The 26,296-nt window shown below is 70.7% G+C and carries 25 protein-coding genes; 13 read left to right on the top strand and 12 right to left on the bottom strand.

What is annotated here, in order from left to right:
* Together ACQEVJ_RS06480 and ACQEVJ_RS06475 are read right to left on the bottom strand one after the other, a co-directional pair.
* Positions 1-1,173, bottom strand: coding sequence for an acyl-CoA dehydrogenase family protein (locus tag ACQEVJ_RS06480; protein ID WP_433098163.1), 1,173 nt, complete (start codon positions 1,171-1,173; stop codon positions 1-3).
* Positions 1,173-2,240, bottom strand: a complete 1,068-nt coding sequence (locus tag ACQEVJ_RS06475; RefSeq protein WP_433098161.1) for an acyl-CoA dehydrogenase family protein — start codon at positions 2,238-2,240, stop codon at positions 1,173-1,175. Before ACQEVJ_RS06475 ends, ACQEVJ_RS06480 begins: the two co-directional genes overlap by 1 nt.
* Before the next feature lie 209 nt (positions 2,241-2,449).
* On the opposite strand from ACQEVJ_RS06475, the gene ACQEVJ_RS06470 reads away from it, so the two are divergent.
* Positions 2,450-3,106, top strand: coding sequence for a TetR family transcriptional regulator (locus ACQEVJ_RS06470; RefSeq protein WP_433098159.1), 657 nt, complete (start codon positions 2,450-2,452; stop codon positions 3,104-3,106).
* Between the two features lie 360 nt (positions 3,107-3,466).
* Positions 3,467-4,138, top strand: a complete 672-nt coding sequence (locus tag ACQEVJ_RS06465) for a FadR/GntR family transcriptional regulator (RefSeq protein ID WP_433098157.1) — start codon at positions 3,467-3,469, stop codon at positions 4,136-4,138.
* Positions 4,139-4,277: 139 nt separating this feature from the next.
* Here the strand turns inward: ACQEVJ_RS06465 and ACQEVJ_RS06460 are convergent, their stop codons facing one another.
* On the bottom strand, positions 4,278-4,622 hold the full coding sequence (locus ACQEVJ_RS06460) for an MmcQ/YjbR family DNA-binding protein (RefSeq protein WP_433098155.1): 345 nt from the start codon (positions 4,620-4,622) through the stop codon (positions 4,278-4,280).
* 199 nt (positions 4,623-4,821) lie between these two features.
* On the opposite strand from ACQEVJ_RS06460, the gene ACQEVJ_RS06455 reads away from it, so the two are divergent.
* The gene (locus ACQEVJ_RS06455) at positions 4,822-6,021 is read left to right on the top strand and encodes a cytochrome P450 (RefSeq protein ID WP_433098153.1); all 1,200 of its coding nucleotides are present in this window, start codon (positions 4,822-4,824) and stop codon (positions 6,019-6,021) included.
* Here ACQEVJ_RS06455 and ACQEVJ_RS06450 read toward each other — a convergent pair.
* Complete coding sequence (locus ACQEVJ_RS06450) at positions 6,008-7,270, bottom strand: ROK family protein (RefSeq protein ID WP_433098151.1); 1,263 nt, start codon at positions 7,268-7,270, stop codon at positions 6,008-6,010. The genes ACQEVJ_RS06455 and ACQEVJ_RS06450 overlap by 14 nt on opposite strands.
* Before the next feature lie 216 nt (positions 7,271-7,486).
* On the opposite strand from ACQEVJ_RS06450, the gene ACQEVJ_RS06445 reads away from it, so the two are divergent.
* Positions 7,487-8,014 carry a hypothetical protein gene (locus ACQEVJ_RS06445; RefSeq protein ID WP_433098149.1) on the top strand — a complete coding sequence of 176 codons (528 nt, stop codon included), beginning with the start codon at positions 7,487-7,489 and terminating at the stop codon, positions 8,012-8,014.
* A 23-nt stretch (positions 8,015-8,037) separates the two neighbouring features.
* Here the strand turns inward: ACQEVJ_RS06445 and ACQEVJ_RS06440 are convergent, their stop codons facing one another.
* Positions 8,038-9,063, bottom strand: coding sequence for a GDP-mannose 4,6-dehydratase (locus tag ACQEVJ_RS06440; protein WP_433098147.1), 1,026 nt, complete (start codon positions 9,061-9,063; stop codon positions 8,038-8,040).
* 265 nt (positions 9,064-9,328) lie between these two features.
* On the opposite strand from ACQEVJ_RS06440, the gene ACQEVJ_RS06435 reads away from it, so the two are divergent.
* The 3 genes from ACQEVJ_RS06435 (at position 9,329) to ACQEVJ_RS06425 (ending at position 12,407) form a co-directional block, all read left to right on the top strand.
* Complete coding sequence (locus tag ACQEVJ_RS06435) at positions 9,329-10,570, top strand: glycosyltransferase family 4 protein (protein ID WP_433098145.1); 1,242 nt, start codon at positions 9,329-9,331, stop codon at positions 10,568-10,570.
* 65 nt (positions 10,571-10,635) lie between these two features.
* The gene (locus ACQEVJ_RS06430; RefSeq protein WP_433098143.1) at positions 10,636-11,349 is read left to right on the top strand and encodes a class I SAM-dependent methyltransferase; all 714 of its coding nucleotides are present in this window, start codon (positions 10,636-10,638) and stop codon (positions 11,347-11,349) included.
* Entirely contained in the window at positions 11,346-12,407 is a 1,062-nt protein-coding gene (locus tag ACQEVJ_RS06425; RefSeq protein WP_433098141.1) for a prenyltransferase, read from the top strand. Before ACQEVJ_RS06430 ends, ACQEVJ_RS06425 begins: the two co-directional genes overlap by 4 nt.
* On the opposite strand, the gene ACQEVJ_RS06420 is transcribed toward ACQEVJ_RS06425, so the two are convergent.
* On the bottom strand, positions 12,408-13,037 hold the full coding sequence (locus ACQEVJ_RS06420) for a class I SAM-dependent methyltransferase (protein WP_433098139.1): 630 nt from the start codon (positions 13,035-13,037) through the stop codon (positions 12,408-12,410).
* Positions 13,038-13,119: 82 nt separating this feature from the next.
* Here ACQEVJ_RS06420 and ACQEVJ_RS06415 point away from each other — a divergent pair, with 82 nt between their 5' ends.
* The 4 genes from ACQEVJ_RS06415 to ACQEVJ_RS06400 all read left to right on the top strand — a co-directional run bounded on the left by ACQEVJ_RS06415 (position 13,120) and on the right by ACQEVJ_RS06400 (position 15,508).
* The gene (locus ACQEVJ_RS06415) at positions 13,120-13,602 is read left to right on the top strand and encodes a pyridoxamine 5'-phosphate oxidase family protein (protein WP_433098137.1); all 483 of its coding nucleotides are present in this window, start codon (positions 13,120-13,122) and stop codon (positions 13,600-13,602) included.
* A 20-nt stretch (positions 13,603-13,622) separates the two neighbouring features.
* Positions 13,623-13,817, top strand: a complete 195-nt coding sequence (locus ACQEVJ_RS06410) for a ferredoxin (protein ID WP_030506197.1) — start codon at positions 13,623-13,625, stop codon at positions 13,815-13,817.
* A gap of 37 nt (positions 13,818-13,854) precedes the next feature.
* Positions 13,855-14,940: a Zn-dependent alcohol dehydrogenase gene (locus ACQEVJ_RS06405; protein WP_433098134.1), complete on the top strand. Its 1,086-nt coding sequence runs from the start codon at positions 13,855-13,857 to the stop codon at positions 14,938-14,940.
* Positions 14,941-15,013: 73 nt separating this feature from the next.
* Positions 15,014-15,508: an MSMEG_6728 family protein gene (locus ACQEVJ_RS06400; protein ID WP_433098132.1), complete on the top strand. Its 495-nt coding sequence runs from the start codon at positions 15,014-15,016 to the stop codon at positions 15,506-15,508.
* 269 nt (positions 15,509-15,777) lie between these two features.
* Here ACQEVJ_RS06400 and ACQEVJ_RS06395 read toward each other — a convergent pair whose 3' ends face one another.
* From ACQEVJ_RS06395 to ACQEVJ_RS06370, 6 genes are all read right to left on the bottom strand, one after another.
* On the bottom strand, positions 15,778-16,788 hold the full coding sequence (locus ACQEVJ_RS06395; protein WP_433098130.1) for a sugar phosphate isomerase/epimerase family protein: 1,011 nt from the start codon (positions 16,786-16,788) through the stop codon (positions 15,778-15,780).
* Between the two features lie 30 nt (positions 16,789-16,818).
* The gene (locus ACQEVJ_RS06390; protein ID WP_433098128.1) at positions 16,819-17,988 is read right to left on the bottom strand and encodes a Gfo/Idh/MocA family protein; all 1,170 of its coding nucleotides are present in this window, start codon (positions 17,986-17,988) and stop codon (positions 16,819-16,821) included.
* A 17-nt stretch (positions 17,989-18,005) separates the two neighbouring features.
* Positions 18,006-19,067 carry a substrate-binding domain-containing protein gene (locus ACQEVJ_RS06385; RefSeq protein WP_433098126.1) on the bottom strand — a complete coding sequence of 354 codons (1,062 nt, stop codon included), beginning with the start codon at positions 19,065-19,067 and terminating at the stop codon, positions 18,006-18,008.
* Positions 19,068-19,186: 119 nt separating this feature from the next.
* Positions 19,187-20,197, bottom strand: coding sequence for an ABC transporter permease (locus ACQEVJ_RS06380; protein ID WP_433098124.1), 1,011 nt, complete (start codon positions 20,195-20,197; stop codon positions 19,187-19,189).
* Positions 20,190-21,737 carry a sugar ABC transporter ATP-binding protein gene (locus ACQEVJ_RS06375; RefSeq protein ID WP_433098122.1) on the bottom strand — a complete coding sequence of 516 codons (1,548 nt, stop codon included), beginning with the start codon at positions 21,735-21,737 and terminating at the stop codon, positions 20,190-20,192. The genes ACQEVJ_RS06380 and ACQEVJ_RS06375 overlap by 8 nt, the downstream gene beginning before the upstream one ends.
* A 46-nt stretch (positions 21,738-21,783) precedes the next feature.
* The gene (locus ACQEVJ_RS06370; RefSeq protein ID WP_433098120.1) at positions 21,784-22,971 is read right to left on the bottom strand and encodes an ROK family protein; all 1,188 of its coding nucleotides are present in this window, start codon (positions 22,969-22,971) and stop codon (positions 21,784-21,786) included.
* 155 nt (positions 22,972-23,126) lie between these two features.
* Here ACQEVJ_RS06370 and ACQEVJ_RS06365 point away from each other — a divergent pair, with 155 nt between their 5' ends.
* Together ACQEVJ_RS06365 and ACQEVJ_RS06360 are read left to right on the top strand one after the other, a co-directional pair.
* Positions 23,127-23,870 (top strand): beta-phosphoglucomutase family hydrolase, encoded by a 744-nt coding sequence (locus ACQEVJ_RS06365; protein WP_433098118.1) that lies wholly within the window; start codon positions 23,127-23,129, stop codon positions 23,868-23,870.
* Positions 23,867-26,269: a glycoside hydrolase family 65 protein gene (locus tag ACQEVJ_RS06360; protein ID WP_433098116.1), complete on the top strand. Its 2,403-nt coding sequence runs from the start codon at positions 23,867-23,869 to the stop codon at positions 26,267-26,269. Before ACQEVJ_RS06365 ends, ACQEVJ_RS06360 begins: the two co-directional genes overlap by 4 nt.
* Positions 26,270-26,296 lie beyond the last annotated feature (27 nt).

Below are 26,296 nucleotides of genomic sequence, written 5' to 3'. Positions count from 1 at the left end.
TCAGCGGGGAGGTTTGGGCAGCCCGAGCCCGAGCATGGCGATCAACTCACGCTGGACCTCGTTGACGCCGCCGCCGAAGGTGAGCACGAGCGCGCCCTTGACACCCCGGTCCACCCGCTCGATCAGATCGCGGGTCTCCTCGTCGTACGGGTCGCCGAAGCGGGCCAGCGTGTCGCCGACGATCCGGCCGACGTCCTGCACCCGCTCGGAGGCGTAGATCTTGGTGGCCGACGCGTCGGGCGCGCCCAGCCAGCCGAGGTCCATTGACGCCGCGACCTGCCAGTTCAGCAACTCGTTCGTGCGGAAGTACGCGTACACCTCGGCGAAGGCCCGCCGTACGTCGGGGTGCTCCCACAGCGGCGCGCCGTCGCGCCCCCGGTTGGTCTTCGCCCAGCGGGCGAAACGGTCGAGAGTGTGCCCGATGTTTCCGGCGGGCCCGAGCGTGACGCGCTCGTGGTTGAGCTGGCTGACGATCAGGTCCCAGCCCTTGTCCACCTCGCCGACGACCATGTCGAGCGGGACGCGCACGTCCGAGTAGTACGTCGCGTTGGTGTGGTGGCGGCCGTCCATCGTGATGATCGGCGTCCAGGAGAACCCGGGGTCCGTGCAGTCGACGATCATCATGGTGATCCCGCGGTGCTTCTTCGCCGCCGGATCGGTGCGCGCCGCCAGCCAGACGTAATCGGCGTGGTGCGCGCCCGAGGTGAACAGCTTCTGGCCGTTGACCACGTAGTGGTCGCCGTCCGGCGCCGCCGTCGTCCGCAGCGAGGCCAGGTCGGTGCCCGCCTCCGGCTCGCTGTAGCCGATCGCGAAGTGGCACTCTCCTGCGAGGATGCGCGGCAGGAAGAACTCCTTCTGCGCGTCGGTGCCGTACCGCATCAGCGTCGGGCCGACCGTCTGCAGCGTGATCAGGGGATAGGGCACCTCGGCCCGGGTGACCTCGTTGGCGAAGATCTGCTGCTCGACCGGGCCGTAGCCGCCCCCGCCGTACTCCTTCGGCCACCCGAGGCCGAGCTTGCCGTCGCGGCCCAGCCTGCGGCAGTGCGCCATGTACGCCTCGCCGAACGGGTCCCGGGCGATCTCGGCGCGTTGCTCGGCGGTCAGGCAGGACGCGAAGTACTCCCGCAGGTCGTCGCGGAGCCGCCGCTGCTCCGCCGTCAGTTCGATGAACATCAGACCAGGGCTCCGATCAGGTCGAGTTGGGCCTGCTCGCCACCGAGCAGATGGGCGAGGTGCTTGCCCAGGCCGAAGTAACGATGCAGCGGATAGGTCAGGTCGAGGCCGATGCCGCCGTGCAGGTGCTGGCAGGTGTAGAGCGCCCGTACGGCGTCTCCGGCCGCGTTGTAGGCGGCGACGGCCAGGTCCCGCTCCGCGGGCAGCCCTGCGCCCAGCCGCCACACTCCCGTCCACATGGCGACGTCGAGCGCGCGCGAGGCGATGTAGACGTCGGCGATCTGCATGGTCACGGCCTGGAACTCGGCGAGCACCCGGTCGAACTGCCTGCGCCCGGCGATGTATCCCTTGGTCAGCGCGAGCGCGCCGGCGAGGACCCCGGAAGCGGTCGCGGTCACGGCGGCCACGGTGTTCAGCCGCAACGCGGTGACGGCCGCGCCGTCCGGCTCCCCCACCATCTCGCCCGGCGCGTCCTCCAAAGTGACCACGGCCGCGGGCTCCCCGGTCGCCGTCGGCACCGACCGCACCTGCGCGTCCCCGGGCCGTACGAGGAACAGCGCGGCCTCGCCCCCGGAGTGCGCGGGCACGAGGATGGCCGACGCCTCGGCGGCGTACGGGACGATTCCGGGCCGCCCCGTGATCCTTCCGTCCCTGGCGATCGCGGCAGGCGGGTCACCCGGGCGCGCCCCGGCCTCGCGGAAGGCGACGGTCAGCACCTCCTCCCCCTCGGCGAACGGCGCGAGCGCCCGCCGCTGGGCGTCCGTCCCGTGCCCGGCCACGGTCAGCGCGGCGATCAGGCCGGGCAGCGCGGGGACCGGCGCGACGCGGGCCCCCGCCTCACGCAGGATCACCGCCATCGCGAGCGGGCCGAGCCCGGCCCCGCCCGCCTCGGGCGGCAGGCACGCGCCGAGCAGGCCCGCCTGCGCCAGCGCCTTCCACGCCCCCGCGTCGTACGGCCGGCCGCCGCGCTCGTGCGCCTCGATCCTTGCCTGGTCCGCCTCCCGGTCCAGCACCGACGCGGCCAGCGCGCGCAACTCCGCATGGGTCTCGTCGAGATCGAAGTCCACCGGACCTCCCGCGTGTTCCACGGACCTGCCTGGGGGGCGAGATCCCCGTCCAGAACCGCAAACTAGAACGGATTCTAATCTCTGTCCAGAGGGAGGCTCACGAACCGGCGACGACATGCGGCCGAAACACCAAAGTCATATACCCGCCAGCGTATTTGTGACTGACGGGTAACCATCCGGAAGGAGCGGAAATCAGATAACGTGTTCCTATGCGCACTTCGCATGCAGTCGCCGACGCTCCACCATCGCTCCCCGAAGGCCCCTCGGGCACGGGCAGCCATCCGGCCCCGGCGACCCCCGGGGTCCGCACCCGGAGCCAGCACCAACGGCGCCGGCGCATCGTCCAGGCGGCGGCCGCCCTCGCCTCCCGCGGAGGCGTCGAGGCGATGCAGATGCGCACGGTCGCCGAGCGCGCGGGCGTCGCCCTGGGAACGCTCTACCGCTACTTCCCCTCGAAGATGGACCTGGTCGTGGCGGTGGTCGGCGAGGAGATCGACCTGCTGGAATCCAGCATCGAGAGGCGCCCGCCGCACGCCGCCAACCCCGCCGGCCGTGCGGTCGACGTGCTGATGCGGGCAACCCGGGGCCTGATGCGCGAGCCGGAACTCGCCGACGCGCTCATCCGCTCCCTGATCATGGCGGAGGTGGAGGCGCCGTTCGGCGACCGGATGGCGAGCCTGCTGCTACGCGTCGCCACCGACGGCCGCACGGTGAACCTTCCGGCGGAGGATCAGCTCGCGCTCACCGGCTCCCTGGGGGGAGTCTGGGTGCAGGAGTTGCTGGAGATGCTGCGCGGGCGACGCACTTACGAACAGATCCAGCACCGCATCGAGATCGCCGCCGAACGACTGCTGGCGGATTTCTAGATTTTCCTTCTATTGATGACCGGGTTTTCCCGCACCACGGCATCGACTACGGCATAACCGCCAGTAAGATCATTGAGTCAGATTGCTCGCGTTCACGCAATCACTCTTGTACGCATAGAACAGGTTCCAGCTCTATTGGATCCAATTCCAATGCGGCAGGCAGCGAGGTACCCGCTCCCGATCTTCTCAAGCATGACAGAACCGGGCGAACCTGCCGCCAGCGGCCCCTCCCGGTCGTCGAGCGCACGAAACGGGTCCCACGGCCCGTTTCCACCAGGATGATCAGGACCTGGTCGTACAATTCCCCGGGGACGCCTCTGAGCGACCCCCGGACGAAGGCACGCGGCAAGGAGACGGGGCGTGGCGGTCACCGACGCGGCGATCAGCAGGATCAAGGACATGATCCTGTCGGGTGAGCTGGGTCCGGGCGACCGGCTGCCCCGGGAGGCGGACCTGGCCGAGCGGCTGGGGCTGTCGCGCAACTCGCTGCGGGAGGCCGTCCGCGCGCTCGCCCTGATCAACGTGCTCGACGTGCGGCAGGGTGACGGCACCTACGTCACCAGCCTGCAGCCCAGCCTGCTGCTGGACGCCCTGTCGTTCGTGGTCGACTTCCACCAGGACGACACGGTCCTGCAGTTCTTCGAGGTGCGGCGCATCCTCGAACCCGCGGCCACGGCGATGGCGGCGACCCGGATGACCGACGAGGACATCGCCGAGCTGCGCGACATCCTGGACGCGTTCCCCGAGGAGCCGAGCACGGAGGATTTCGTCGCCAACGACCTGCGGTTCCACCAGCGGATCGCCGAGGGCTCCGGCAACCCCGTGCTCGGCTCGCTCATCGAGAGCATCTCCGGCCCGACCGCGCGGGCGCGCATCTGGCGCGGTCTCACCCAGGAGGGCGCGGCCGAGACGACGCGGGCGCAGCACGCCGCCATCTACGAGGCCATCGCGGGCCGCCGGCCGGAAATCGCCCAGGCCTGGGCCACCGTCCACATCGCGGGCGTCGAGGAGTGGCTGCGCCGCGCGCTGTGACGGCCAGTGGGCTGTCCACGAACCTTGGCCGGGCGGTCACCGCGCCGGAAGGAACAGCCGGTCCTCGCGAAGCCCGCTCCGCTGGGCCTTGGCTGCGGTCCTCGCCCCCTTCGGTGAACGTTTGCGGACAGTGCCCTAGCTAGGAGCGGGATTCGTGCGCCTCGACGAGGGACTTCGGCGCGGTGAGGCACCACGCCTCGGTGACCAGCTCGAACAGCTCATCAGGGTCGATCTTCGCCAGATGGACCACGACCCAGCCGAAACGCCCGGCGGTGAACTGCGGCTCGAACACCTCGGGCCGCTCGGCCACCAGCGCGATCTGCTCCTCGATCGTCGCCTTGAGGCCAACCGTCTCGGTCCGCTCCCACAGGTAGCCGAACCCCTTTCCGCGCACCTTGAACGAGACCCAGTCTCCGCTCTCGCCCTGCCTGACCTCGGGCAACCGGCCCAGCATGGCCAGGAACTCCTCGACGCTCACACCCATGCGCCCAGTCGTACCAGAGCCCACCGACAGGACGGCAGCAGCGATCCCTCACCTTGGGGTCGCTTGACGGGCCGTCGCCCACGTAATAGAACACGTTTCAGAATCAACGCGGACAAGCGCTCGATCACACCGTCGCCGAGCGCCGGCAGGGCGATCGTCCCTCTTATCAAGGGCAGCCAAACCCGATTAGGTGGATGCCATGGAAATCAACCTCGTCGACAAGGACCGCTACGCGCGCAGCGGGGTGCCGCACGACCAGCTCCGCTGGCTCAGGGACAACGCGCCCGTTTACTGGCACGAGGGACAAGACGACTGGCCGGGATTCTGGGCGGTCACCAAGCACGCGGACGTCGTCCACGTCTCCCGTCACTCCGACCTGTTCTCCTCGGCCCGCAAGCTGGCGCTGTTCGACGAGATGCCCGAGGAGCAGCGCGAGTTCCAGCGGCTGATGATGCTCAACCAGGACCCGCCCGACCACACCCGGCGCCGCTCGCTGGTCAACCGCGGCTTCACCCCCCGCCAGATCGGGCGGCTGGAGGAGCACATCCGGGACATCTGCCACGCGCTGGTGGACGAGGTGCAGAGCAAGCCCGAGGTCGACTTCGTTCGGGACATCGCCGCGCCGCTCCCGCTGTACGTGATCTGCGAGCTGCTCGGCGCGCCGGTCGAGGACCGGGACAAGATCTTCGAGTGGTCCAACCGCATGATCGGCAGCGACGACCCCGACTACTCCACGAGCCCGGAGGAGGGGCAGGCCGCCGCCTTCGAGGTCTACTCGTACGCCCACCAGCTGGCCGCGGCGCGCAGGCAGGAACCGCGCGACGACATCGTCACCAAGCTCCTGCAGCCCGACGAGGACGGGCAGACGCTGACCGAGGACGAGTTCGACCTGTTCGTCCTGCTGCTGATCGTGGCGGGCAACGAGACCACCAGGAACGCGGCGTCCGGAGGCATGCTGACCCTCTTCGAGCACCCGGACCAGTGGAAGCGCCTGGTGGACGACCCCTCCCTCGCCAGGACGGCCGCCGACGAGATCGTCCGCTGGGTGTCCCCGGTCAACCTGTTCCGGCGTACGGCCACGGCGGACACCGAGATCCACGGCCAGAAGATCGCCGAAGGCGACAAGGTGGTGGTCTTCTACGCGTCGGCCAACCGGGACGCCGAGGTGTTCGAGCGGCCCGACGAGTTCGACATCGGCCGCGACCCCAACCCGCAGATCGGCTTCGGCGGCGGCGGGGCGCACTTCTGCCTCGGCAACCACCTGGCCAAGCTGGAGCTTCGGGTGCTGTTCGAGGTGCTGGCCGAGCGCCTGCCGGGCATCCGGCGCAGCGGCGAGGCCACGCGGCTGAGGTCCAACTTCATCAACGGCATCAAGACGCTGCCCGTCACCCTCGGCTGACGGGCGTCAACGACAGCGGGGTCAGGGCCAGGCGTGGCCGGGCCGGAACCCCGCCGTGCCCGCCGGCGCGTGAGTCCACGCGGCCGGGCTCCGGCTCCGCGGCCGGGTAGCGCGACAGCAGCGGAGACTCCCCGAGCGCCAGGGCGACGCCGCCGAACGCGCCGGCGACCTCGCCGAGCGTCGCCCGGCGCAGGGTCAGCCGGTGGCGCGAGATCGGCACCGCGCCCGCGTCCAGGGCCTCCTGGACGGGCTCCAGGAGCGGAGCGCCGATCTCGGCCAGCTCGCCGCCGATGACGATCACCCTGGGCCCGATCGCGTTGGACAGCGCGGCGAGCACCCGGCCGACCTCGGTGCCCACGTCGCGCAGCAGGCCCAGGGCGATCGGGTCTTCCGCCTCCACGGCGGCCGCCAGCGCGGGCAGGTCGTCGCCACGGCCGCCCCGGGCGCGGTACCCGTCGAGCACCGCCCTGATCGAGGCGACGGTCTCCAGGCACCCCGTGCCGCCGCACTCGCAGGGCTTTCCTGCCGGGTCCACCGGAATGTGCCCGATCTCCCCGGACACCCCGTCGGCGCCCCGGTGCAGCACCCCTCCGGCCACCACCCCGCCGCCGACGCCGTACGAGAGCCGCAGATAGAGCGCGTCCTGGTCGCCTGCGGCCGCGCCCCACGTCGACTCGGCGAGCGCCGCGAGCCTGGTGTTGTTGTCCAGCAGCACCGGCCCGCCGAAACGCTCCCTGAGCAGGGCCTCGACGCCGGAGAGGGTCCTGTCCCGCGCCCCGGCCAGCGGGCCCACGACGCCCACGCCCACGCCTTTGAGCACCCCCTGCCACAACCCGCCGCCGACGAGCCGCCGTACGAGACGTTCGGCGAGCGCCACCCGGTCGGGCCACGGCAGGCCGGGCGGGTGCGCCTCCCCCGCCGAGCCCACGATCTCGTACGTCACGCCGACGGCCGCGACGTGCACCGCGCGGCGGGCGAAGTCGATGCCGAGGGCCTGGCCCACCGCGGGATTGAGGGCCAGCTTCTCGGCGGGCCGGCCCCGGCCGCGCGGCGCCTCGTCGGGCATCGCCGTGACCACCGCGCCCGTGGCCAGCAGCCCGCTGAGTGTGTCGTGCAGGGTCGTGCGCGACAGGCCGCACCGCCGGCTGAGCTCGCCCCGGTTGAGCGGACCGTGCGCGCGCAGCAGGCCGAGCACGGCCTGCTCGTGCCCGCGCCGCGCCGGAGACACGACATCTGGCCTGGATTGCATGCGGAAAAGCATGCACAATTGGTAGGTTTTGTGTCAATCTTGGACGGCCCAAGCAAGGGTGCGGAGAGATCTTGACAGCGGGTGTCAGGCGGCTCACGATGCGCTGGAACCACCCTTCCCGCCCCATGGCTGTGCCGGACGATCCGCAGAGGCGGCGAACGGGGCCCGGAGGGCGATCTCGCTTATCGCTGGCGTCACCTGGTCCTCCGCGACGACATGGCCGCGCGGGCCGCCGAGCATCGGCACCGTCAGCTGGTCCGCACCGCCGACCCGCCGCTGCGGGCCCGGCTCGCCGACCAGGTCCTCTATCTGTCGGGGAGCCCGCGTGCACGCCGTGACCTGTACGCCGACGAGCGCGGCGAGTTCTCGGTGCGGCGCGCCGGCGACGGCGACGACGAGACGATCGGCCGCAAGGAACCCGGCCGGACGGCCGAGCTCGTCCGCACCGCGTTGCGGGAGCTTCGCACGCCGCCCCGGACGGCCGCCTCAGGCCCGCGGCCGGCGCCCGCGCTCGCCGACCTCCTGCGGCAGGCCGTGGAGGCACTCGCGTCGTCGGCGTCCGCCGTGGACGCCGAAGCCGGGGAGATCCTCCGCCTGCACTACCTCACCCGTGCCGGAGGCCACGACCTCCTCGCGCATCGCCTCCACCTGTCCAGGGCCACCTACTTCCGCCGTCTCGAATACGGCATCGGCAAGGTCGCGGAGGCGGTGAGCCGGGCTCTCACTCCGCCGGAGCATCGGTGAGCCGTGTCGCCGCGACGGGGATGTCAGGCCCAGGAGGAGTCCTGCTCGGGGTCGCCGCCGTCGGCCAGCAGACGCAGGTCGGCCTCGACCATCATCGCCACGAGTTCCTCGAACGACACCGTCGGCTCCCAGCCGAGCTGGGTGCGGGCCTTCTTCGGGTCCGCGCACAGCAGGTCGACCTCCGCCGGGCGGTGCAGGGACGCGTCGCAGACGACGTACCGCTCCCAGTCCAGATCGGCGGCGGCGAACGCCGCCTCGACCAGCTCGCGCACCGAGTGCGTGCGCCCGGTGCCGATGACGTAGTCCTCGGGCTCGGCGGCCGACAGCATCATGTGCATGGCCCGGACGAAGTCGCCGGCGAACCCCCAGTCGCGGCGCGCCTCCAGATTGCCCAGGCGCAGCTCCGCGGCCATGCCGAGCTTGATCCGCGCGACGCCGAGCGAGACCTTGCGGGTGACGAACTCGGCTCCCCGCCGGGGCGACTCGTGGTTGAACAGGATGCCCGACACCGCGAACATCCCGTACGACTCGCGGTAGTTCTGCGTGAGGAAGTGCCCGTACGCCTTGGCCACGCCGTACGGCGACCTGGGGTGGAAGGGGGTGCGCTCGGTCTGCGGCGTCTCCCTGACCTGGCCGAACATCTCCGACGACGACGCCTGGTAGAAGCGGATCTGCCCCGCCGAGGAGCCGCGCGAGGCGGTGATCCCCGAGCAGACGCGGATGGCCTCGAGCACGCGGAGCACGCCCATGCCAGTCACCTCGGCGGTCAGCTCGGCCTGCTCCCACGACATGGGCACGAACGAGATGGCGCCCAGGTTGTAGACCTCGTCCGGCTGCACCTTCTCCACCGCGGAGATCAGCGACCCCTGGTCGAGCAGGTCGCCGCGGACCAGCCGTACGTCCTGCAGGAGCCGGCGCACGCGCGGGACGCGGGGGTTGGCCTGCCCGCGAACCAGGCCCCAGACCTCGTATCCCTCGCTCAGCAGGTGTTCCGCGAGATAGGAGCCGTCCTGACCGGTGATGCCGGTGATCAGCGCACGCCTGGCCAACGGATCCTCCTCGTAGCGCCCAACTTGGCCTATGAGAGGCGAATGTACCGCCCTGCCCGACCCCGCCCGCATACGCCGGGCAGAGCGGCGCTAGAACGCGTTACACCGAATCTCGTTCAGGTAAGCTAACACCCCAGGTCGGGCAGGGTGAGAGTCGATCGAGGACCCTTTCCACCTCACCTACCCCATCTAAGGTCAAATGGTAGTGTTCCTGGCAGCAGCCCCACGGGGGCACGGCTGGAAACCGGCTGGAAAGGGGTGCCTCTTGGCGGAGAGGCTGCGAGTCGCGCTGCTGTCCTACCGCAGCAAGCCCACCTGCGGCGGCCAGGGGGTGTATCTGCGCCACATAAGCCGCGAGCTCGTCGCTCTTGGCCACCACGTCGAGGTCTTCTCCGGCCAGCCCTACCCTGAGCTGGACGAGGGCGTGATCCTCAACAAGGTGCCGAGCCTGGACCTCTACCGCGACGAGGACCCGTTCCGCACGCCGAAACTCGACGAGTATCGCGACTGGATCGACGCGCTCGAGGTCGCCACGATGTGGACGGCCGGCTTCCCCGAGCCGCTGACGTTCACCCTGCGGGCCTACCGGGAGCTGAAGAGGCGGCGGGGCGACTTCGACGTCGTCCAGGACAACCAGACGCTGGGCTACGGCCTGCTCGGCATCCAGCGACTGTTCCCCGTGGTCGGCACCATCCACCACCCGATCAGCGTGGACCGGCGGATCGAGCTGAAGGCCGCCAAGGGATGGAAGCGGCTGTCGATGCGCCGCTGGTATGGCTTCGTCCGCATGCAGAGCATCGTGGCGCCCCGGCTGAGCCCGATCCTGACCGTCAGCGAGTCGTCGCTCGCCGACATCCACCGCGACTTCAACGTGCCGCAGTCCAACATGCGGCTGATCCCGCTCGGCGTCGACACGCGGTTCTTCCACCCCCGGCCGGAACTGCCGAAGCGGGAGAACTCGATCGTGGCCGTGGCCAGCGCGGACTCGCCCATGAAGGGCGTGGCGACCCTGCTGCGGGCGGTCGCCAAGCTCGCCACCGAGCGCGAGGTCAACCTCACCGTGGTCAGCAGGCCCACCCCCGGAGGACCCACGGAACAGCTCGTCAACGAGCTGTCGCTGCACGACCGCGTACGGTTCGTGCACGGCATCCCGGACGAGGAGCTGGCCGAGCTGATCGCCACCTCCGAGGTCGCGGTGGTCCCCTCGCTGTACGAGGGGTTCTCGCTGCCGGCCGTCGAGCACATGGCGTGCGGCACGCCGCTGGTCGCCTCGCGTACGGGCGCCCTGCCCGAGGTGGTCGGCGACGCGGCCGTGCAGGTCACTCCGGGCGACCCCGAGGAGCTGGCCGCCGTACTGCGCCGTCTGCTCGACTCCCCGCAGGAGCGCGCGGAGTTCGGCCGGCGCGGCTACGACCGCGTGATGGAGCGGTACGCCTGGCCGGTCGTCGCCCGCCGCACGGTCGAGGCCTACCACGAGGCCATCGCCGCCCACCGCGTCTCCCGGTGACTCCCCAGAACCGGTGACTCCCGAGAACCGGTGACTCCCCAGAACCCACGAAAGGCAGGCACCGAGTGCTGACCGTCGACTTCAACCGGCTGCCCGTCGGACCGGGCGACCGCGTCCTCGACCTCGGGGCCGGTGGTGGCCGGCATGCCTTCGAGGTGCTGCGCCGGGGCGCCGACGTGGTCGCCTTCGACATGGACGCCGCCGAGATGGAGAGCGTGGCGGCCATGTTCGCGGCCATGGACAAGGAGGGCGAGGTGCCGCCGGGCGCGACCGGGGACACCGTCGTCGGCGACGCCCTCGGCATGCCGTTCCCCGACGCGTCGTTCGACCGCGTCATCGCCGCCGAGGTGCTTGAGCACATCCCCGACGACACGGCCGCGATGCGCGAGATCGTACGCGTGCTGAAGCCGGGCGGCCGGGCCGCGATCACGGTGCCGAGCTTCCTGCCCGAGCGGATCTGCTGGGCCCTGTCGGAGGACTACCACACCGCCCCCGGCGGACATATCCGGATTTATACGTTGGCGGAGCTCCAGGCGAAGCTGAAGGCCTCCGGATTGGAGGTCGGCGGCCACCACTACGCCCACGGCCTGCACTCACCGTACTGGTGGATCAAGTGCGCCGTCGGGGTGAACGACGACGAGCACCCGCTGGCCAAGGCATACCACGAGCTTCTCGTCTGGGACATCATGAAGCGCCCCCTCGCCACCCGGCTGGCCGAGGCCGTGCTCAACCCCCTGATCGGCAAGAGCGTCGTGGTCTACGTCCGGAAGCCCGCATGAGGCGGGTGCCGGACGTTCCGGGGATCATCACCGCCGAGCAGGTCGTCCGTACGGCCGAGAGCATCGCCGCGATACAGGACGGTCAGGGCGGCGTGCCCTGGCCCGAGGGCCACATCGACGCGTGGAACCACATCGAGTGCCTGATGGCGCTGACCGTGGCCGGGCTGCGCGAGGAGGCCCGCAAGGGCTACGACTGGCTCGTACGGCACCAGCGCCCGGACGGCTCCTGGCCGATGAAGGTCCGCGACGGCGAGCCCGCCGAGGCGGCCGGCGAGTCCAACCACGCGGCGTACATCGCGGTGGGGGTCTGGCACGACCTGCTGGTGACCGGCGACGAGGACTTCGCCCGGTCGATGTGGCCGGTGGTGGCGCGGGCCCTCGACTTCGTCATCGGCCTGCAGACCGCGCGCGGCGAGATCTTGTGGCAGCGCGACGCCGAGGGGCGTCCGGCGGAGTACGCCCTGCTCACCGGGTGCTCGTCCATCCACCAGGGCCTGCGGTGCGGGGCGCTGCTCGCCGAGCGGCTGGGCGACCCGCAGCCCGACTGGGAGCTCGCCGCCGACCAGCTCGGCCACGTGATCGCCGACCACCCGGAGGCGTTCGCCGACAAGAGCCGGTTCTCGATGGACTGGTACTACCCCGTGCTCGGCGGCGCCGTGCGCGGGACGGCGGCGGCCCGGCGGTTCGACCAGGAGTGGGACACCTTCGTCGTGCCCGGCCTCGGCGCGCGCTGCGTCTCCGACCAGCCCTGGGTGACCGGCGCGGAGTCGTGCGAACTGGTGCTCGCGCTCGACTCCGCCGGGCTGCGGGAGCGCGCGCTGGCGGTGTTCGCCGACATGCAGCACCTGCGCCACGAGGACGGTTCCTACTGGACCGGCTGGCAGTTCGTGAACGAGCGGCACTTCCCCAACGAGCGGTCGGGATACACGGCCGCCGCGGTGGTGCTCGCCGCGGACGCCCTCACCCGCGCGACCCCCGGCTCCGGGATCTTCCGCGACGCCGGCGGCCGGGAGGCCGGCATCACCGGCGAGTGCGGCTGCGAGCGCGCCCGCGCCTGATCACACTCTTTCGAGCACGCGCAGCGACCCGACGACCCGCACCTCGCGGAAGGCGCCCGACTCCAGCGCGCGCAGGTAGACCCGGTACGGCGCCTGCCCGCCGTCGGCCGGGTCGGGGTAGATGTCGTGGAAGACCAGCGCGCCGCCCTCCATGACGTGCGGCGCCCATCCCTCGTAGTCGGCCGTCACCGGCTCCTCCGAGTGGCCGCCGTCGATGAACAGCACGGCCAGCGGAGTGGACCAGTGCCGGGCGACCGTGGCCGACGCGCCCACGATCGCGATCACCTCGTCCTCCAGGCCGGCGGCGGCGATCGTGTCGCGGAAGAACGGCAGCGAGTCCATCCGCCCTGTCTCCGGGTCCACCAGTTCGGGGTCGTGGTGCGGCCAGCCCGGCTGGATCTCCTCCGACCCCCGGTGGTGGTCCACCGTGAAGACCACCGTGCCCGCCCGCCGCGCCCCGGCGCCCAGGTAGACGGCCGACTTGCCGCAGTAGGTACCGACCTCGCAGATCGGCCCGCGGGAGCCGTACGCGCAGGCGATCTCGTACAGGGCCTCGCCCTCGGCGGGCGGCATGAACCCGCGCGCCTCCTCGGCGGCGCGGCGCAGGTCGTCGGGCATCGGGGTCACCATGTCGGGCACCCTACCCAACGAGCCGAACGATGTTCGGGACTGCCCCTTGTCCACCCTGATGGAACGTGTTCTACTTTGCTTCGTGAACCAGCGCGCCCGCATCGCGATGAGCGAGGAAGAGATCGCGGGGCTCCTGCGGGACGCCCGCAAGCTCCAGCTCGGCACGATCAATCCCGACGGCACGCCTCACCTGGTCACGATGTTCTACGGACTCGACCACGGCCGCGTCACGTTCTGGACGTACGCCAAATCGCAGAAGGCCCGCAACATCGAGCGCGACCCGCGGGTGAGCTGCCTGATCGAGACCGGGGACGAGTACACGCAGTTGCGCGGCGTGCTCGTCTACGGCAAGGCGCGGCTGATCGACGACCCGGCGGCCGTCCTGGAGGTCGGCCTGGACGTCACCCGGCGGATGACCGGCATGCCCGTCGACGGCCCCGAGGCGCGGGCATACGTCGAGCACACCGCGCGCAAGCGCGTGGCCTACCTGGTCGAGCCGGACCGCGTCGTTTCCTGGGATCACCGCAAGCTCGGCGGCGATAGCGTGAACTCCAGCGCGACGTGACGCACAGGAGGAGGACGCGCATGAAGATCAAGGTCGACTACGACGTGTGTGAGGCCAACGCCGTCTGCATGGGCCTGGCGCCCGAGGTCTTCGAGGTCGACGACGAGGACAACCTCCACGTGCTGATGCCCGAGCCGCCCGCCGAATTGCTCGACCGGGTCCGCCACGCGGTCCGGTCCTGCCCCAAGGCCGCGCTGTCGCTCGAGGACGAGTGACGCACGGCACCCAACCCTGAAAGGCCAGGAGGTCCCCATGCGCGGCGCGCTTCTCCACGCGGTCGGCGACGAAAAGCTCGACATCAGAGACGACTTCACGCTGACGCCGGTGGGCCCGGGTGACGTCCGGGTGCGGGTGAAGGCCACCGGCGTCTGCCACTCCGACCTCTCGGTGCTCACCGGCGTGCTCCCCATGCCGCTCCCGATCATCCCCGGTCACGAGGGCGCGGGCGAGGTCGTCGAGGTGGGCGACGGCGTGACCACCGTGCAGCCGGGCGACCACGTCATCATCAACTGGACGCCCGCCTGCGGCGACTGCCCGAGCTGCGTGGGCGGCCAGCCGAACCTCTGCATGACGTACATGATGAAGAGCTTCACCGAACCGCGTTTCCTGTTCGACGGCGAGACCCCGGCGTTCGGCATGGCCGGGTGCGGCACCTGGGCCGAGGAGATCATCGTGCCGTGGCAGGGCGCGATCAAGGTCGACCCGGACGTGCCGTACGAGGCGGCGGCGCTGATCGGCTGCGGCATCACGACGGGCGTCGGCGCGGTGCTCAACACCGCGAAGGTGCGCCCCGGCGCGACCGTCGCGGTCGTCGGCTGCGGCGGCGTCGGCCTGTCGGTGATCCAGGGCGCCCGCATCTCCGGCGCGACCACGATCCTCGCGATCGACCCGCTGGAGTCCAAGCACGCGCTCGCGAAGAAGGTCGGCGCCACCCACGCCTGCACCCCCGACCAGCTCATGGACGCCATCACCACCCTGACCGGCGGCCAGGGCTTCGACCACGGCTTCGAGGTGGTCGGCAAGTCGGCCGCCATCATGACGGCCTGGCAGGCGACGCGGCGCGGCGGCGACGTCATCATCGTCGGCGCGGGCGCCATGGACGACCACGTGCCGCTGACCGCCTTCAACCTGCTGTTCGAGGGCAAGAACATCCTCAGCTCGCTGTACGGCGACGCCGACGTCCGCAGGGACTTCCCGCGCTTCGTGAACCTCTACAAGGCGGGCAAGCTCGACCTCGACAGCATGATCAGCTCCCGCATCAGGATCGGCGACCTCAACGACGCCGTCGACGCCCTGCGCGGCGGCGAGGTGCTCCGCCAGATCGTGCTGTTCGACTGACGCCACTGGTCCGCCGGAGATCTCCCCGGCGCGGGGGATATCTCCGGCGGGCCAGGGTACCCCGGGCGGCGACATGCAGACGTTCCTGCCCTACCCCGACTTCGCGGCCACCGCCCGCGTCCTCGACCCGCTCCGCCTCGGCAAGCAGCGGGTCGAGGCCCTGCAGGTCCTGCGCACGCTCACCATTCCGGGGTACGGCTGGCGGCACCACCCGGTGGCGCACATGTGGGCCGGATATGAGGAGGCGCTGGTCCGCTACGGCCTGGAGGTCGTCGCGGCCTGGTGCGACCTGGGCCGCGCCGACACCTGCGCCGGGACGATGACCAGGGAACTGCTCGAGTTCCGGGGCGTCGAGACGCCCCGCACCCAGACGGCTCTCGCGGAGGCGGGCGAACTGCCGCCGTGGCTCGGTGATCCCGCTCTCCACCTCAGCCACCGCTCGGCCCTGCTGCGCAAGGATCCGCGGTTCTACGGCCCGCTGTTCCCCGGAGACCCCGACGATCTCCCCTACGTCTGGCCCGACTCCGACCGCGTCAACTCCCTGCTCCCACCCCGCCGCACCCTGTAGTGCCCCGGGCGGATCTGGAGATTGCATCTACGTAAGGGGCACGGTGAGCGCGGTTCCTCTCATCGGCGGGCGGCCTCGCGGTGGTGTCGCTGTCCGGGCTCCATCCCTCGGCGGAGGGCGTCGGCCCGGCGTGGGGCACCGACGACGTGGTCGCGGCGTGGGGGTGAGGGCATGGCGAAGGGCCGGGCGCTCCTGATGGAGCGCCCGGCCTCAGGTCGTGTCCCTGCCGCGGGACACTCCCGGCCTCGCGAGAGCTGGGGAGAGAGAGGTCAGCTCTCGGAGGAGAAGGCGGCGTCGAAGGCGGCGGCCGGTGGGGTGATGGCGTTGAGCGAGCGGATGTAGGCGAGGGATTCCGGTGCGCCGTGCAGCCGGTCCATGCCCGCGTCCTCCCACTCGATGGAGATCGGGCCGTCGTAGCCGATGTGGTTGAGCGCCCGGAAGCACTCCTCCCACGGCACGTCGCCGCGGCCGGTGGACACGAAGTCCCACCCGCGGCGGGGGTCGGCCCAGGCCAGGTGGGAGGCCAGGCGGCCCCGCCGGCCGTCGCGGGTGGCGACCCGGGCGTCCTTGCAGTCGACGTGGTAGATCCGGTCGGCGAAGTCGAGGATGAAGTTCGCCGGGTCCAGGCCCTGCCACACCATGTGCGAGGGGTCCCAGTTCAGCCCGAAGGCCGGCCGGTGCCCGATGGCCTCCAACGTCCGCACCGTGGTGTGGTAGTCGTAGGCGATCTCGCTGGGGTGCACCTCGTGCGCGAAGCGCACCCCCACCTCGTCGAAGACGTCGAGGATCGGGTTCCACCGGTCCGCGAAGTCCTGGTAACCCGTCTCGATCATCGACGGCGGCACCGGCGGGAACATCGCCAGCGTATGCCAGATGGATGAGCCGGTGAAGCCGACGACGGTCGTGACGCCGAGTTTGGCCGCCGCGCGGGCGGTGTCCTTGATCTCCTCGGCGGCGCGCTGCCGTACGCCTTCGGGTTCGCCGTCGCCCCAGATGCGTGCGGGCACGATGCCCTTGTGGCGTTCGTCGATGGGGTGGTCGCACACGGCCTGGCCGACCAGGTGGTTGGAGATCGTCCATACCCCCAGGTTGTACTTGGCCAGGGTCTCCTTCTTGCGTTCGATGTAGGAGTCGTCGGCGAGGGCCTTGTCGACCTCGAAGTGGTCGCCCCAGCAGGCGATCTCCAGGCCGTCGTAGCCCCATTCGGAGGCCAGCCGGCAGACCTCCTCGAACGGCAGGTCCGCCCACTGCCCCGTGAACAACGTGATCGGTCGCGTCATCTCACTCCCGTTCTCACAGCCATGTGGCAATCACACCGAGGTCCAGCCCGACCCTGCGGCGGCGCTCTCCTCGACCGCGGCGAGCACCCGCTGCACCCGCAGCCCGTCCTCGAAGGACGGCGCGGGGTCGGTGCCGGCGGCCACCGCCTCCAGGAAGTCCTTCGTCTCGTGGACGAAGGTGTGCTCGTAGCCGAGGCCGTGGCCCGGCGGCCACCATGCCCCGGCGTACGGGTGGTCCGGCTCGGTGACGAGGATCCGCCGGAACCCGGCGTCCCGCTCGGCGGCGTCGTAGAACCACAGCTCGTTCATCGCCTCGAAGTCGAAGGACAGGCTGCCCGCCGATCCGTTGATCTCGATGCGCAGCGCGTTCTTGCGCCCGGTGGCGAAGCGGGTGGCCTCGAACGAGGCCAGCGCCCCGCCCTCGAAGCGGCCGATGAACAGCGCCGCGTCGTCCACCGTCACCTCGCCCATCTCACCGGTGCCGCCCTCGCCGGCCAGGCCGCTCGACCCCTCGGCGAGCGGGCGCTGCTTGACGAAGGTCTCGGTGAGCGCGCTCACCCCCGTCAGCGACCGGCCGACGATGAACTGCGCGGTGTCGATGATGTGGGCGCCGATGTCGCCGAGAGCGCCGGATCCGGCCTTGTCCTTCTGGAGCCGCCAGACCAGGGGGAACTCGGGGTCGACGATCCAGTCCTGCAGGTACTGCGCCCGCACGTGCCGGATCTCCCCGAGCCTGCCCTCCTCGACGAACCGCCGGGCCAGCGCGACGGCGGGCACGCGGCGGTAGTTGAAGGCGACCATGCTGCGCACCCCGCGCGCCGCCGCCTCCTTCGCCGCCACGGCCATGGCCTCGGCCTCGGCCACGGTGTTGGCCAGCGGCTTCTCGCACAGGACGTGCTTGCCCGCCTCCAGCGCCGCGATGGCGATCTCGGCGTGGCTGTCGCCCGGCGTGCAGATGTCGACGATCTGCACATCGTCGCGTTCGAGGAGCCGCTTCCAGTCGGTCTCCACCGTCGCCCAGCCGAGCGTGGCCGCCGCTTCGGCCGTGCGGTCGGGCGACCTGCCGGACAGGGCCGCCATGACGGGCCTTACCGGCAGATCGAAGACCGAGGCGACGCTCCGCCATGCCTGCGAGTGCACGCGTCCCATGAACGCGTACCCCACCATGCCGACGCCTAGCGCCGGCCTGCTGTCTGTCACTGGATATCTCCCCCGAATCAGGATTCGAAGCCGAACGGCAGATACTTGTCCACGTTCTCCTTGCTGATGGTCTCCGAGGCGAGTGTGATCGACTGGGGCACCTCCTGCTCCAGCAGGTCGCTCATGCCCTTGCCCTGGGCGATGAGCCGGGCGATCTTGATCGCCGAGGCGGCCATGGTCGCGGGATAGGTGACCGTGGCCTTCAGCACGCCGTTGTCGGCCTGGATGTCACGCATCGCGTTGGCCGAGCCGGCGCCGCCGACCATGAAGAACTCGTCGCGACCGGCCTCCTTGATCGCGGCCATCACGCCGATGCCCTGGTCGTCGTCGTGGTTCCAGATCGCGTCGATCTTCTTGTGCGCCTGCAGCAGGTTGCTGGCCACCTGCGTGCCCGACTCCACCGTGAACTTGGCGTCCTGCTGCGCCGTCACCTTGTAACCGTACGACTTCAGGGCGTCGGCGAAGCCCTTGCTGCGGTCCTGGGTCAGCGGCAGCGTGGCGATGCCCTGGATCTCCAGGATGACCGGGTCGGACACGCCCTTGTCCTTCAGCGTCTTGCCGATGTAGTGGCCGGCCGCCACACCCATGCCGTAGTTGTCACCGCCGATCCAGGCGCGGTACGACAGCTTGTCCGGGAAGACGCGGTCCACGTTGACCACCGGGATGCCGGCGTCCATGGCCTGCCGGGCGACCTGGTTGAGCTGCTGGCCGTCGTTCGGCAGGATCACCAGCACGTCGACCTTGGCCTGGATCAGCGACTCCACCGCCGAGATCTGCTGGTTGATGTCGTTGGTCGGCTCGACCGGCTTGAACTCGATGTCGGTGTACTGCTTGGCCGCGTCCGCCGCGTTCTTGGCGATGGCGGCGATCCAGCCGTGGTCGGCCGCCGGGGCCGAGAAGCCGATGACGACCTTGTCGCCGGGGGCTTCGTTGCCGCCCGTGGCCGCGGCCGCGGTGGTGGCGGCCGGCGCGCTCGCCTGCGCGGCCGGCTCGTTGCTGGTGCAGGCCGTGATGAGGGCGCCTGCGCCGATGACGGCTCCGCCGAAGAGGAAGCCCCGGCGGCCGGGGTTCTGGGTCATGTCGTTCTCCCTTGCAATGGGGGGTGAAAAGCGAGGAAAAGGGGCGTACGAGGCCAGGACCGCGGCCTTCGGGCGGCGGACCTGGAAGGTTGGAAAAGGACGTGAGGGGGTGTCGGGGGTCAGGTATGCGATCTGAGGCTGCGTCGCTGCAGCAGCACGGCGACGACGATGATCGCGCCCTTGGCGACGAGCTGGTCGGCGGTGTTCAGGCCGTTGAGGATGAACAGGTTGGTGATCACAGTGAAGATCAGCAGACCGAGGATCGAACCGATGATCGTGCCCCGGCCGCCGCTCAGCAGCGTCCCGCCGATGATGACGGCGGCGATCGCGTCGAGTTCATACAGATCGCCGTGGGTGGACGACCCGGTCGTGGTCCGCGCCATGATCAGCACCGCGGCGATCCCGCAGCACAACCCCGACAGCGCATACAACATCAGCGTGTGCTTACGCACATCGATACCGGCCAGGCGGGCCGCCTCGGGATTGCCGCCCACCGCGTAGGTGCGCCGGCCGAACGTCGTGCGGTTGAGCACCAGCCAGCCGATCAGCACCACCAGCGCGAACACATACACCAGCAGCGGCAGCCCCAGCACCCGCGTGGTCGACAGATTCACGATCAGGGAGTTGTCCGGCTGCACCAGCTGGGTGCGCTGGTTAGACATCCGCTGCGCCAGACCGCGCCCGGCCACCATCATCGCCAGCGTCGCGATGAACGGCACCATCCGCCCGTAGGAGATCAGGATCCCGTTCAGCAGTCCCGCGCCGGTGCCCACCACCACCGCGCACACGATCATCACGACCGGCCCGTAGGACTGGGTGGCCAGCGTGGTCGCCCACACCGACGCCAACGCCATCAACGCCCCGACCGACAGATCGATGCCACCACCGATGATCACGAAGGTCATGCCGACCGTGATCACCCCGATGGTCGAGGCCAGCGCCAGGATGCTCACCAAGTTGGAGGAGGTGGCGAAGTTCTCCGGCCGGGTCACCAGGCCCACGATCGCCAGCAACACCAGTGCGACAACCAGACCCAGATGCCGGACCTCACCCAGCCGGCCGAGGCGGCCGCCCGGGCCCGGCGCCTTCACCCGCGGACCGGCCGGCGCGGCCTGATCGACCTCAGTCATGGAACGCTCCTTCAAGGGGGGGATTTGCTTCATCGGACCCGGACGTCTCCCCAGTGGAGACCATCACCAGATCGAGCACGCGGTGCTCGTCCAGGTCCTCGGCCGGCGCCTCGTGGACGATCCGGCCCTCACGGATGACCAGCACCCGGTCGGCCAGACCCAGCACCTCGGGCACCTCGCTGGACACCAGCAGCACACCGATGCCGTCATCGGCCAGCTTGCGCACCAGCGCATACAACTCAGCCCGGGCGCCGACGTCCACACCACGCGTCGGCTCATCCAGCAACAACAGCTTGCGATCCTCGGCCAGCCACCGCCCCAGCACCGCCTTTTGCTGGTTACCACCCGACAACGTCCGAATCGGCCGCCGCGGATCAGGCGGACGGATGTCCAACGCCTCCGACAACCGCTTCGCCTCGGCGAACTCGGTCTTGCGATCCAGCCAGCCCAGCCACCGCGGCTTGGTATACCGGCTCAGACTCGCCAGCGTGATGTTCTGCGCCACCGGATGATCCAGCAGCAACGCCTGCGCCTTACGCTCCTCCGGCGCCAGACCCATGCCCATCCGCACCGCCCGGGTCGTGCTGCCCGGCCGCACCGTCTGCCCGTCCAGCACGACCCGGCCACTGCCCCGCCGCGCACCGTAGATCGCCTCGATGATCTCGCTGCGGCCCGAACCCACCAGCCCGGCCAGACCGACGATCTCCCCCGCCCGGATGCTGAACGACACATCCGCGAACCGGCCCGGCAGGCTCAGGTTCTCCACCCGCAGCACCTCCGGCCGCCCCTCATGAGCGCCCTTACCGGGCCGGGGCGGGAAGACGTACTCGACATTGCGGCCGGTCATCAACGCCACGATCTGCGAGGTCGGGGTGTCCTTGGCCGCCAGCCCCACCGCGACCGTCCGCCCGTCCTTCAACACCGTGACCCGGTCACCGATCTCCCGGATCTCCTCCAGCCGGTGGGAGATGTAGATCACCGCCACCCCCTGAGAGGTGAGATCACGGATCACCCGGAACAGGTTGGCGACCTCGTCATGGGCCAACGCGGCCGACGGCTCGTCCATGATGATCAACCGGGCCGAGTGCGACAACGCCCGGGCCATACTCACGATCTGCTTGTGCGCCGGCGACAACCGGCCCACCTCGGTACGCGGCCGGATCTCACCGTGCCCCAGCCGCTTGAGCAACTCGGCCGTCGCCCGATCGGCCTCCGACCGGCGGGAGAACCCGAAGGTCGCCATCTCATGGCCGAGGAAGATGTTCTCCGTCACGCTCAACCCGTCGACCAGATCGAGCTCCTGATAGATGGTGGCGATCCCGAGGCCCATCGCCGCGGTCGGCGGCGCCAGCCGCACCGGCTCACCGCCGAGCAACACCTCACCCTCATCCGGCGCATGCGCACCGGACAGGATCTTGATAAGCGTGGACTTCCCGGCGCCGTTCTGGCCGAGCAGGCAGTGCACTTCTCCGGCTCTGACCTCAAGGTCCACGCCGTCCAGCGCACGTACGCCGGGGAACTGCTTGACGATCCCCCTCATTTGAAGCAGGGGGTGTTCGTCTCCCATGGGGGTCTCCCAACGATGGTCAGTTGGCGGAGTAGACGTGGTCGCTGATCAGGCGGGTGGCGCCGATGACACCCGCGGTATCGCCGAGTTCGGACAGCACGATCGGCAGGTTTCCGGTGGCGAGCGGCAGCGACCTGCGGTAGACGACACTTCTGATCTCCGCGAGCAGCACGTGGCCGAGCTTGGCCACGCCACCCGCGATGATCACGAGGCCGGGGTTGAAGAAGCTCACCAGGCTCGCCAGCACCTGGCCCACCCGGCGCCCGCCGTCGCGGATCAGCCCGATCGCGCCCGCGTCGCCCTGCGCCGCCGCGGCGGCGACGTCCTCGGCCGTCAGCGTGCCCGCGACCGCGAGCCGCTCGGCCAGGTACGGCGAGCCGCCCGAGCGGGCCACCGCGACGGCCTCCCGCGCCAGCGCGGCGCCGCCGAAGTATGCCTCCAGGCACCCGGAGTTGCCGCAGGAGCAGACCGGCCCGAGGTCGTCCACCCGGATGTGGCCGATGTCGCCGGCGCTGCCGGACACCCCGCGGTAGATCTTGCTGTCCACCACGATGCCGCAGCCGATACCGGTGCCGATCTTGACGAGCAGGAAGTCCTCGACGTGCCGCGCGAGACCGGCGTGCAGTTCTCCGAGTGCCATGATGTTGACGTCGTTGTCGACCACCGTGGGGCAGCACAGCGCCTGCCCGACCGTCTCCCTGACCGGGTAACGGTCCCAGCCCGGCATGATCGGCGGCACCACCGGGACGCCTTCGGCGAAGCTCACCGGCCCCGGGACGCCGATGCCGGCGCCGCTGAGATCGGTGAACATCCCGTCCCTGCTCAGCTTGCCGAGCAGTTCGATGGCCCGGTCGAGGACGACGGCGGGTCCCTCTTTGATGTCGCAGGGCTCGCTCAGATGACCGAGCACGTTGAGCTCACCGTCGGTGACCGCGACGTCGATCGAGGTGGCGCCGATGTCGATCCCGGCGAACCGGATGTCACCGGCCAGCCGTACGCGTCCCGAGCGCCTGCCGCCACGCGAGGCGGCCAGTCCGTCGGGCTCGGCGAGTCCCAGCTCGACCAGCCGGTCCAGCTCGACGTTGAGCTTCGACCGTGACAGGTCCACCACGTCGCCGAGTTCGGCACGGGAACGCCCGCCGTCCCTCAGCAACCGCAGGAGCGCGGCCTGGTGGACGTTCTCCGGCCTGATGGTCGTCCTCTTCACGTACGCCTCCGCGTCCCAGTGATTGGCTCGAAACGTACCTCTTTTCTGCTGATTGGGGAAGACCTTTTATCGAAGTGATGCAACCTTTCGCTGAAATCAGCAAAAGTCGTGCTCGTGGACGGGGTAGGAGAGCAGAGAGAATGGTTGGAGGGCACATGCTGGGGTTGCCTGACGAGGTGCGCGGCTGCCTGTTCGACATGGACGGGGTGCTCACGCGCACGGCCCGGATCCACGCGGCGGCGTGGAAGGAGATGTTCGACGAGTACCTGCGCGACCGGGCGGTCGCCGCCGGCACCCCGTTCGTCCCCTTCGACGAGACCGGCGACTACGAGCGGTACGTCGACGGCAGGAAGCGCCTGGACGGCACGCGGGGGTTCCTGCGGGCCAGGGGCATCGACCTGCCCGAGGGCAGGCCGGACGACCCGCCGGGCATGCCCACCGTCAACGGCCTGAGCAATCGCAAGAACGAACTGGTCCAGGCGATCCTCGACCGGCAGGGCGTGGAGGTCTTCGAGGGCTCGGTGCGCTACCTGCGCGCCGCCCGCGACGCCGGGCTGCGCCGCGCGGTCGTCTCCAGCAGCGCCAACACCGCGCGCGTGCTCGCCGCGGCCGGTCTCGGGGACATGTTCGACGCGCGGATCGACGGCGAGGTGGCCAGGGAGCGCGGCCTGGCCGGCAAGCCCGCCCCCGACATGTTCCTCGCCGCCGCCGAGGCGCTCGGGCTCGCGCCGGCCGAGGCCGCGGTGTTCGAGGACGCGCTGGCGGGGGTGGCCGCCGGGCGCGCGGGCGGCTTCGCCGTCGTGGTGGGCGTGGACCGCGGGCATCAGGCCGGCGCCCTGCGGGACAACGGCGCCGACGTCGTGGTGACGGACCTCTCCGAACTGCTGGACGAGAAATGATCAAGCATCCCGCCTTCATCGTCGAGCCGTGGTCGGTGCGGGAGTGTCACCTGCACACCGACGTGCTCGCCCAGACCGAGTCGGTGTTCGCGCTGTCCAACGGGCACATCGGGCTGCGCGGCAACCTCGACGAGGGCGAGCCGTACGGGCTGCCGGGCACCTACCTCAACTCCTTCTACGAGCTGCGCCCGCTGCCGTACGCCGAGGCGGGCTACGGCTACCCCGAGTCCGGGCAGACGGTCGTCAACGTCACCAACGGCAAGCTGATCCGGCTGCTCGTGGACGACGAGCCGTTCGACGTCCGATACGGCACGCTGCACTCACACGAACGGGTCCTCGACCTGCGGGCGGGGACGCTCACTCGTAAGGCCTGCTGGAGCTCGCCGACCGGGGCGCAGGTGCGCGTCACCTCGACCCGGCTCGTGTCGTTCACCCACCGGGCCGTGGCCGCGATCCGCTACGAGGTGGAGCCGGTGGACCAGCCGCTCAACGTGGTCGTCCAGTCGGAGCTGGTGGCCAACGAGACCGTGCCGTCGCCGACCGCCGACCCCCGCGCCGCCGCCGCGCTGCAGGCGCCGCTGGTGCTGGAGGAGAACGTCGCCGCGCGCAACAACGTGTGCGTCATGGTCCACTCCACCAGGGCCAGCCGGCTGCGGGTCGCGGCGGCGATGCGTCACGAGATCGACGGCCCCGACGGCACTCGCGCCGAGTGCGACGGCGGCGGCAACGTCAGCCGGGTCACGATCGCCACCCGGCTCGCGCCGGGCCAGCGGCTGCGGCTGGACAAGTTCTTCGCCTACGGCTGGTCGGCCAAGCGGTCCCGGCCCGCGATGCACGACCAGGTCGTGGCGGCGCTGGCGGCGGCCCGGCTCACCGGGTGGGACGGCCTGCGCGCCGAGCAGCGTGCCTTCCTCGACGACTTCTGGGCGGGCGCGGACGTCGAGGTCGAGGGCGACGCCGAGGTGCAGCAGGCCGTACGCTTCGGGCTGTTCCACCTGCTCCAGGCGGGCGCCCGGCTGGAGCGGCGGCCCATCCCCGGTAAGGGGCTGACCGGCTCGGGCTACGACGGGCACGCGTTCTGGGACACCGAGAGCTTCGTGCTGCCGGTGGCCACCTACACCTATCCCCGGGCCGCCGCCGACGCCCTGACGTGGCGGCAGTCGATCCTGCCCCTCGCCCAGGCGCGGGCCGAGCAGCTCGGCCTGGCCGGGGCGGCCTTCCCCTGGCGGACGATCAACGGCGAGGAGTGCTCGGGATACTGGCCCGCGGGCACGGCGGCCTTCCACGTCAACGCCGACATCGCCGCCGCGGTCACGCGCTACGTCGACGCGACCGAGGACACCGACTTCGAGCGGGACATCGGCCTGCCGCTGCTCGTCGCGACCGCCCGGCTGTGGTGCGCGCTCGGCCACCACGACGCGGAGGGCCACTATCGCATCGACGGCGTGACCGGCCCGGACGAGTACAGCGCCGTCGCGGACAACAACGTCTACACCAACCTCATGGCCCAGCGGAACCTGCGGGCCGCCGCCGCCGCGGCCGTACGCCACCTCGACCGCGCCCAGCAGCTCGGGGTCACGCTGGAGGAGACGGCGATGTGGCGCGACGCCGCAGCGGCCATGTGCCTGCCGTACGACGAACGGATGGGGGTCCACGAGCAGAGCGAGGGGTTCATCGGGCACGCGGTGTGGGACTTCGCGGGCACAGAACCCGAGCAGTATCCGCTGCTGCTCCACTTCCCCTACTTCGATCTGTACCGCAAGCAGGTCGTCAAGCAGGCCGACCTCGTGCTGGCCATGCACCTGTGCGGCGAGGCGTTCACGCCGGAGCAGAAGGCGCGTAACTTCGCCTACTACGAGGCGCTGACCGTGCGCGACTCCTCGCTGTCGTCCTGCACCCAGGCCGTGCTCGCCGCCGAGGTGGGGCAGCTCGACCTCGCCTACGCCTACCTCGGCGAGGCCGCGCTGATGGACCTGCGCGACCTGGAGCACAACACCCGCGACGGCGTCCACATGGCCTCACTGGCCGGGGCGTGGATCGCGCTGGTGGCCGGGTTCGGCGGCATGCGGGCACGCGAGGGGCATGTCCGCTTCGCGCCCCGCCTGCCCTCGGGCATCACCCGGCTCACCTTCCGCGTCCGCTATCGGGGCCGCCTGCTGCGGATCGACGTCACGCCTGACGGCACGACGTACCGGCTCCTGCACGGCCCGCCCATCACGCTGTCGCACCACGGTGAGGAGCTCACGCTCGGCGCGCAGCCGCAGGCCCGGCGCAACGCGCCGGCGCCGTTCCCCGGCCTGCGGGTCAGGCAGCCGCCCGGCCGCGCGCCCGCACCCCGGCGGCCCGGGGACCTGTCCCGCGATCTCCTTGGCCCGGCCGAGCAGGCCGAGGAGCTCTGACGGCCCGGCCGGGCGGGACGAGAGGAG

Origin of the sequence: Microbispora sp. CA-102843, from assembly GCF_050936215.1 — a bacterium.
In the GTDB taxonomy this organism is placed as follows: domain Bacteria; phylum Actinomycetota; class Actinomycetes; order Streptosporangiales; family Streptosporangiaceae; genus Microbispora.
This window is presented reverse-complemented; position numbering and strand designations above follow the sequence as displayed.

Coding starts and splice junctions, on each gene's coding strand:
- ACQEVJ_RS06460 (WP_433098155.1), bottom strand. CDS start 4,622: ATGGGTGTGAGCGTCGAGGAGTTCCTGGCCATGCTGGGCCGGTTGCCC.
- ACQEVJ_RS06385 (WP_433098126.1), bottom strand. CDS start 19,067: ATGACCCAGAACCCCGGCCGCCGGGGCTTCCTCTTCGGCGGAGCCGTC.
- ACQEVJ_RS06405 (WP_433098134.1), top strand. CDS start 13,855: ATGCGCGGCGCGCTTCTCCACGCGGTCGGCGACGAAAAGCTCGACATC.
- ACQEVJ_RS06480 (WP_433098163.1), bottom strand. CDS start 1,173: ATGTTCATCGAACTGACGGCGGAGCAGCGGCGGCTCCGCGACGACCTG.
- ACQEVJ_RS06380 (WP_433098124.1), bottom strand. CDS start 20,197: ATGACTGAGGTCGATCAGGCCGCGCCGGCCGGTCCGCGGGTGAAGGCG.
- ACQEVJ_RS06410 (WP_030506197.1), top strand. CDS start 13,623: ATGAAGATCAAGGTCGACTACGACGTGTGTGAGGCCAACGCCGTCTGC.
- ACQEVJ_RS06365 (WP_433098118.1), top strand. CDS start 23,127: ATGCTGGGGTTGCCTGACGAGGTGCGCGGCTGCCTGTTCGACATGGAC.
- ACQEVJ_RS06360 (WP_433098116.1), top strand. CDS start 23,867: ATGATCAAGCATCCCGCCTTCATCGTCGAGCCGTGGTCGGTGCGGGAG.
- ACQEVJ_RS06455 (WP_433098153.1), top strand. CDS start 4,822: ATGGAAATCAACCTCGTCGACAAGGACCGCTACGCGCGCAGCGGGGTG.
- ACQEVJ_RS06450 (WP_433098151.1), bottom strand. CDS start 7,270: ATGCAATCCAGGCCAGATGTCGTGTCTCCGGCGCGGCGCGGGCACGAG.
- ACQEVJ_RS06445 (WP_433098149.1), top strand. CDS start 7,487: ATGGCCGCGCGGGCCGCCGAGCATCGGCACCGTCAGCTGGTCCGCACC.
- ACQEVJ_RS06395 (WP_433098130.1), bottom strand. CDS start 16,788: ATGACGCGACCGATCACGTTGTTCACGGGGCAGTGGGCGGACCTGCCG.
- ACQEVJ_RS06400 (WP_433098132.1), top strand. CDS start 15,014: ATGCAGACGTTCCTGCCCTACCCCGACTTCGCGGCCACCGCCCGCGTC.
- ACQEVJ_RS06470 (WP_433098159.1), top strand. CDS start 2,450: ATGCGCACTTCGCATGCAGTCGCCGACGCTCCACCATCGCTCCCCGAA.
- ACQEVJ_RS06425 (WP_433098141.1), top strand. CDS start 11,346: ATGAGGCGGGTGCCGGACGTTCCGGGGATCATCACCGCCGAGCAGGTC.
- ACQEVJ_RS06375 (WP_433098122.1), bottom strand. CDS start 21,737: ATGAGGGGGATCGTCAAGCAGTTCCCCGGCGTACGTGCGCTGGACGGC.
- ACQEVJ_RS06420 (WP_433098139.1), bottom strand. CDS start 13,037: ATGGTGACCCCGATGCCCGACGACCTGCGCCGCGCCGCCGAGGAGGCG.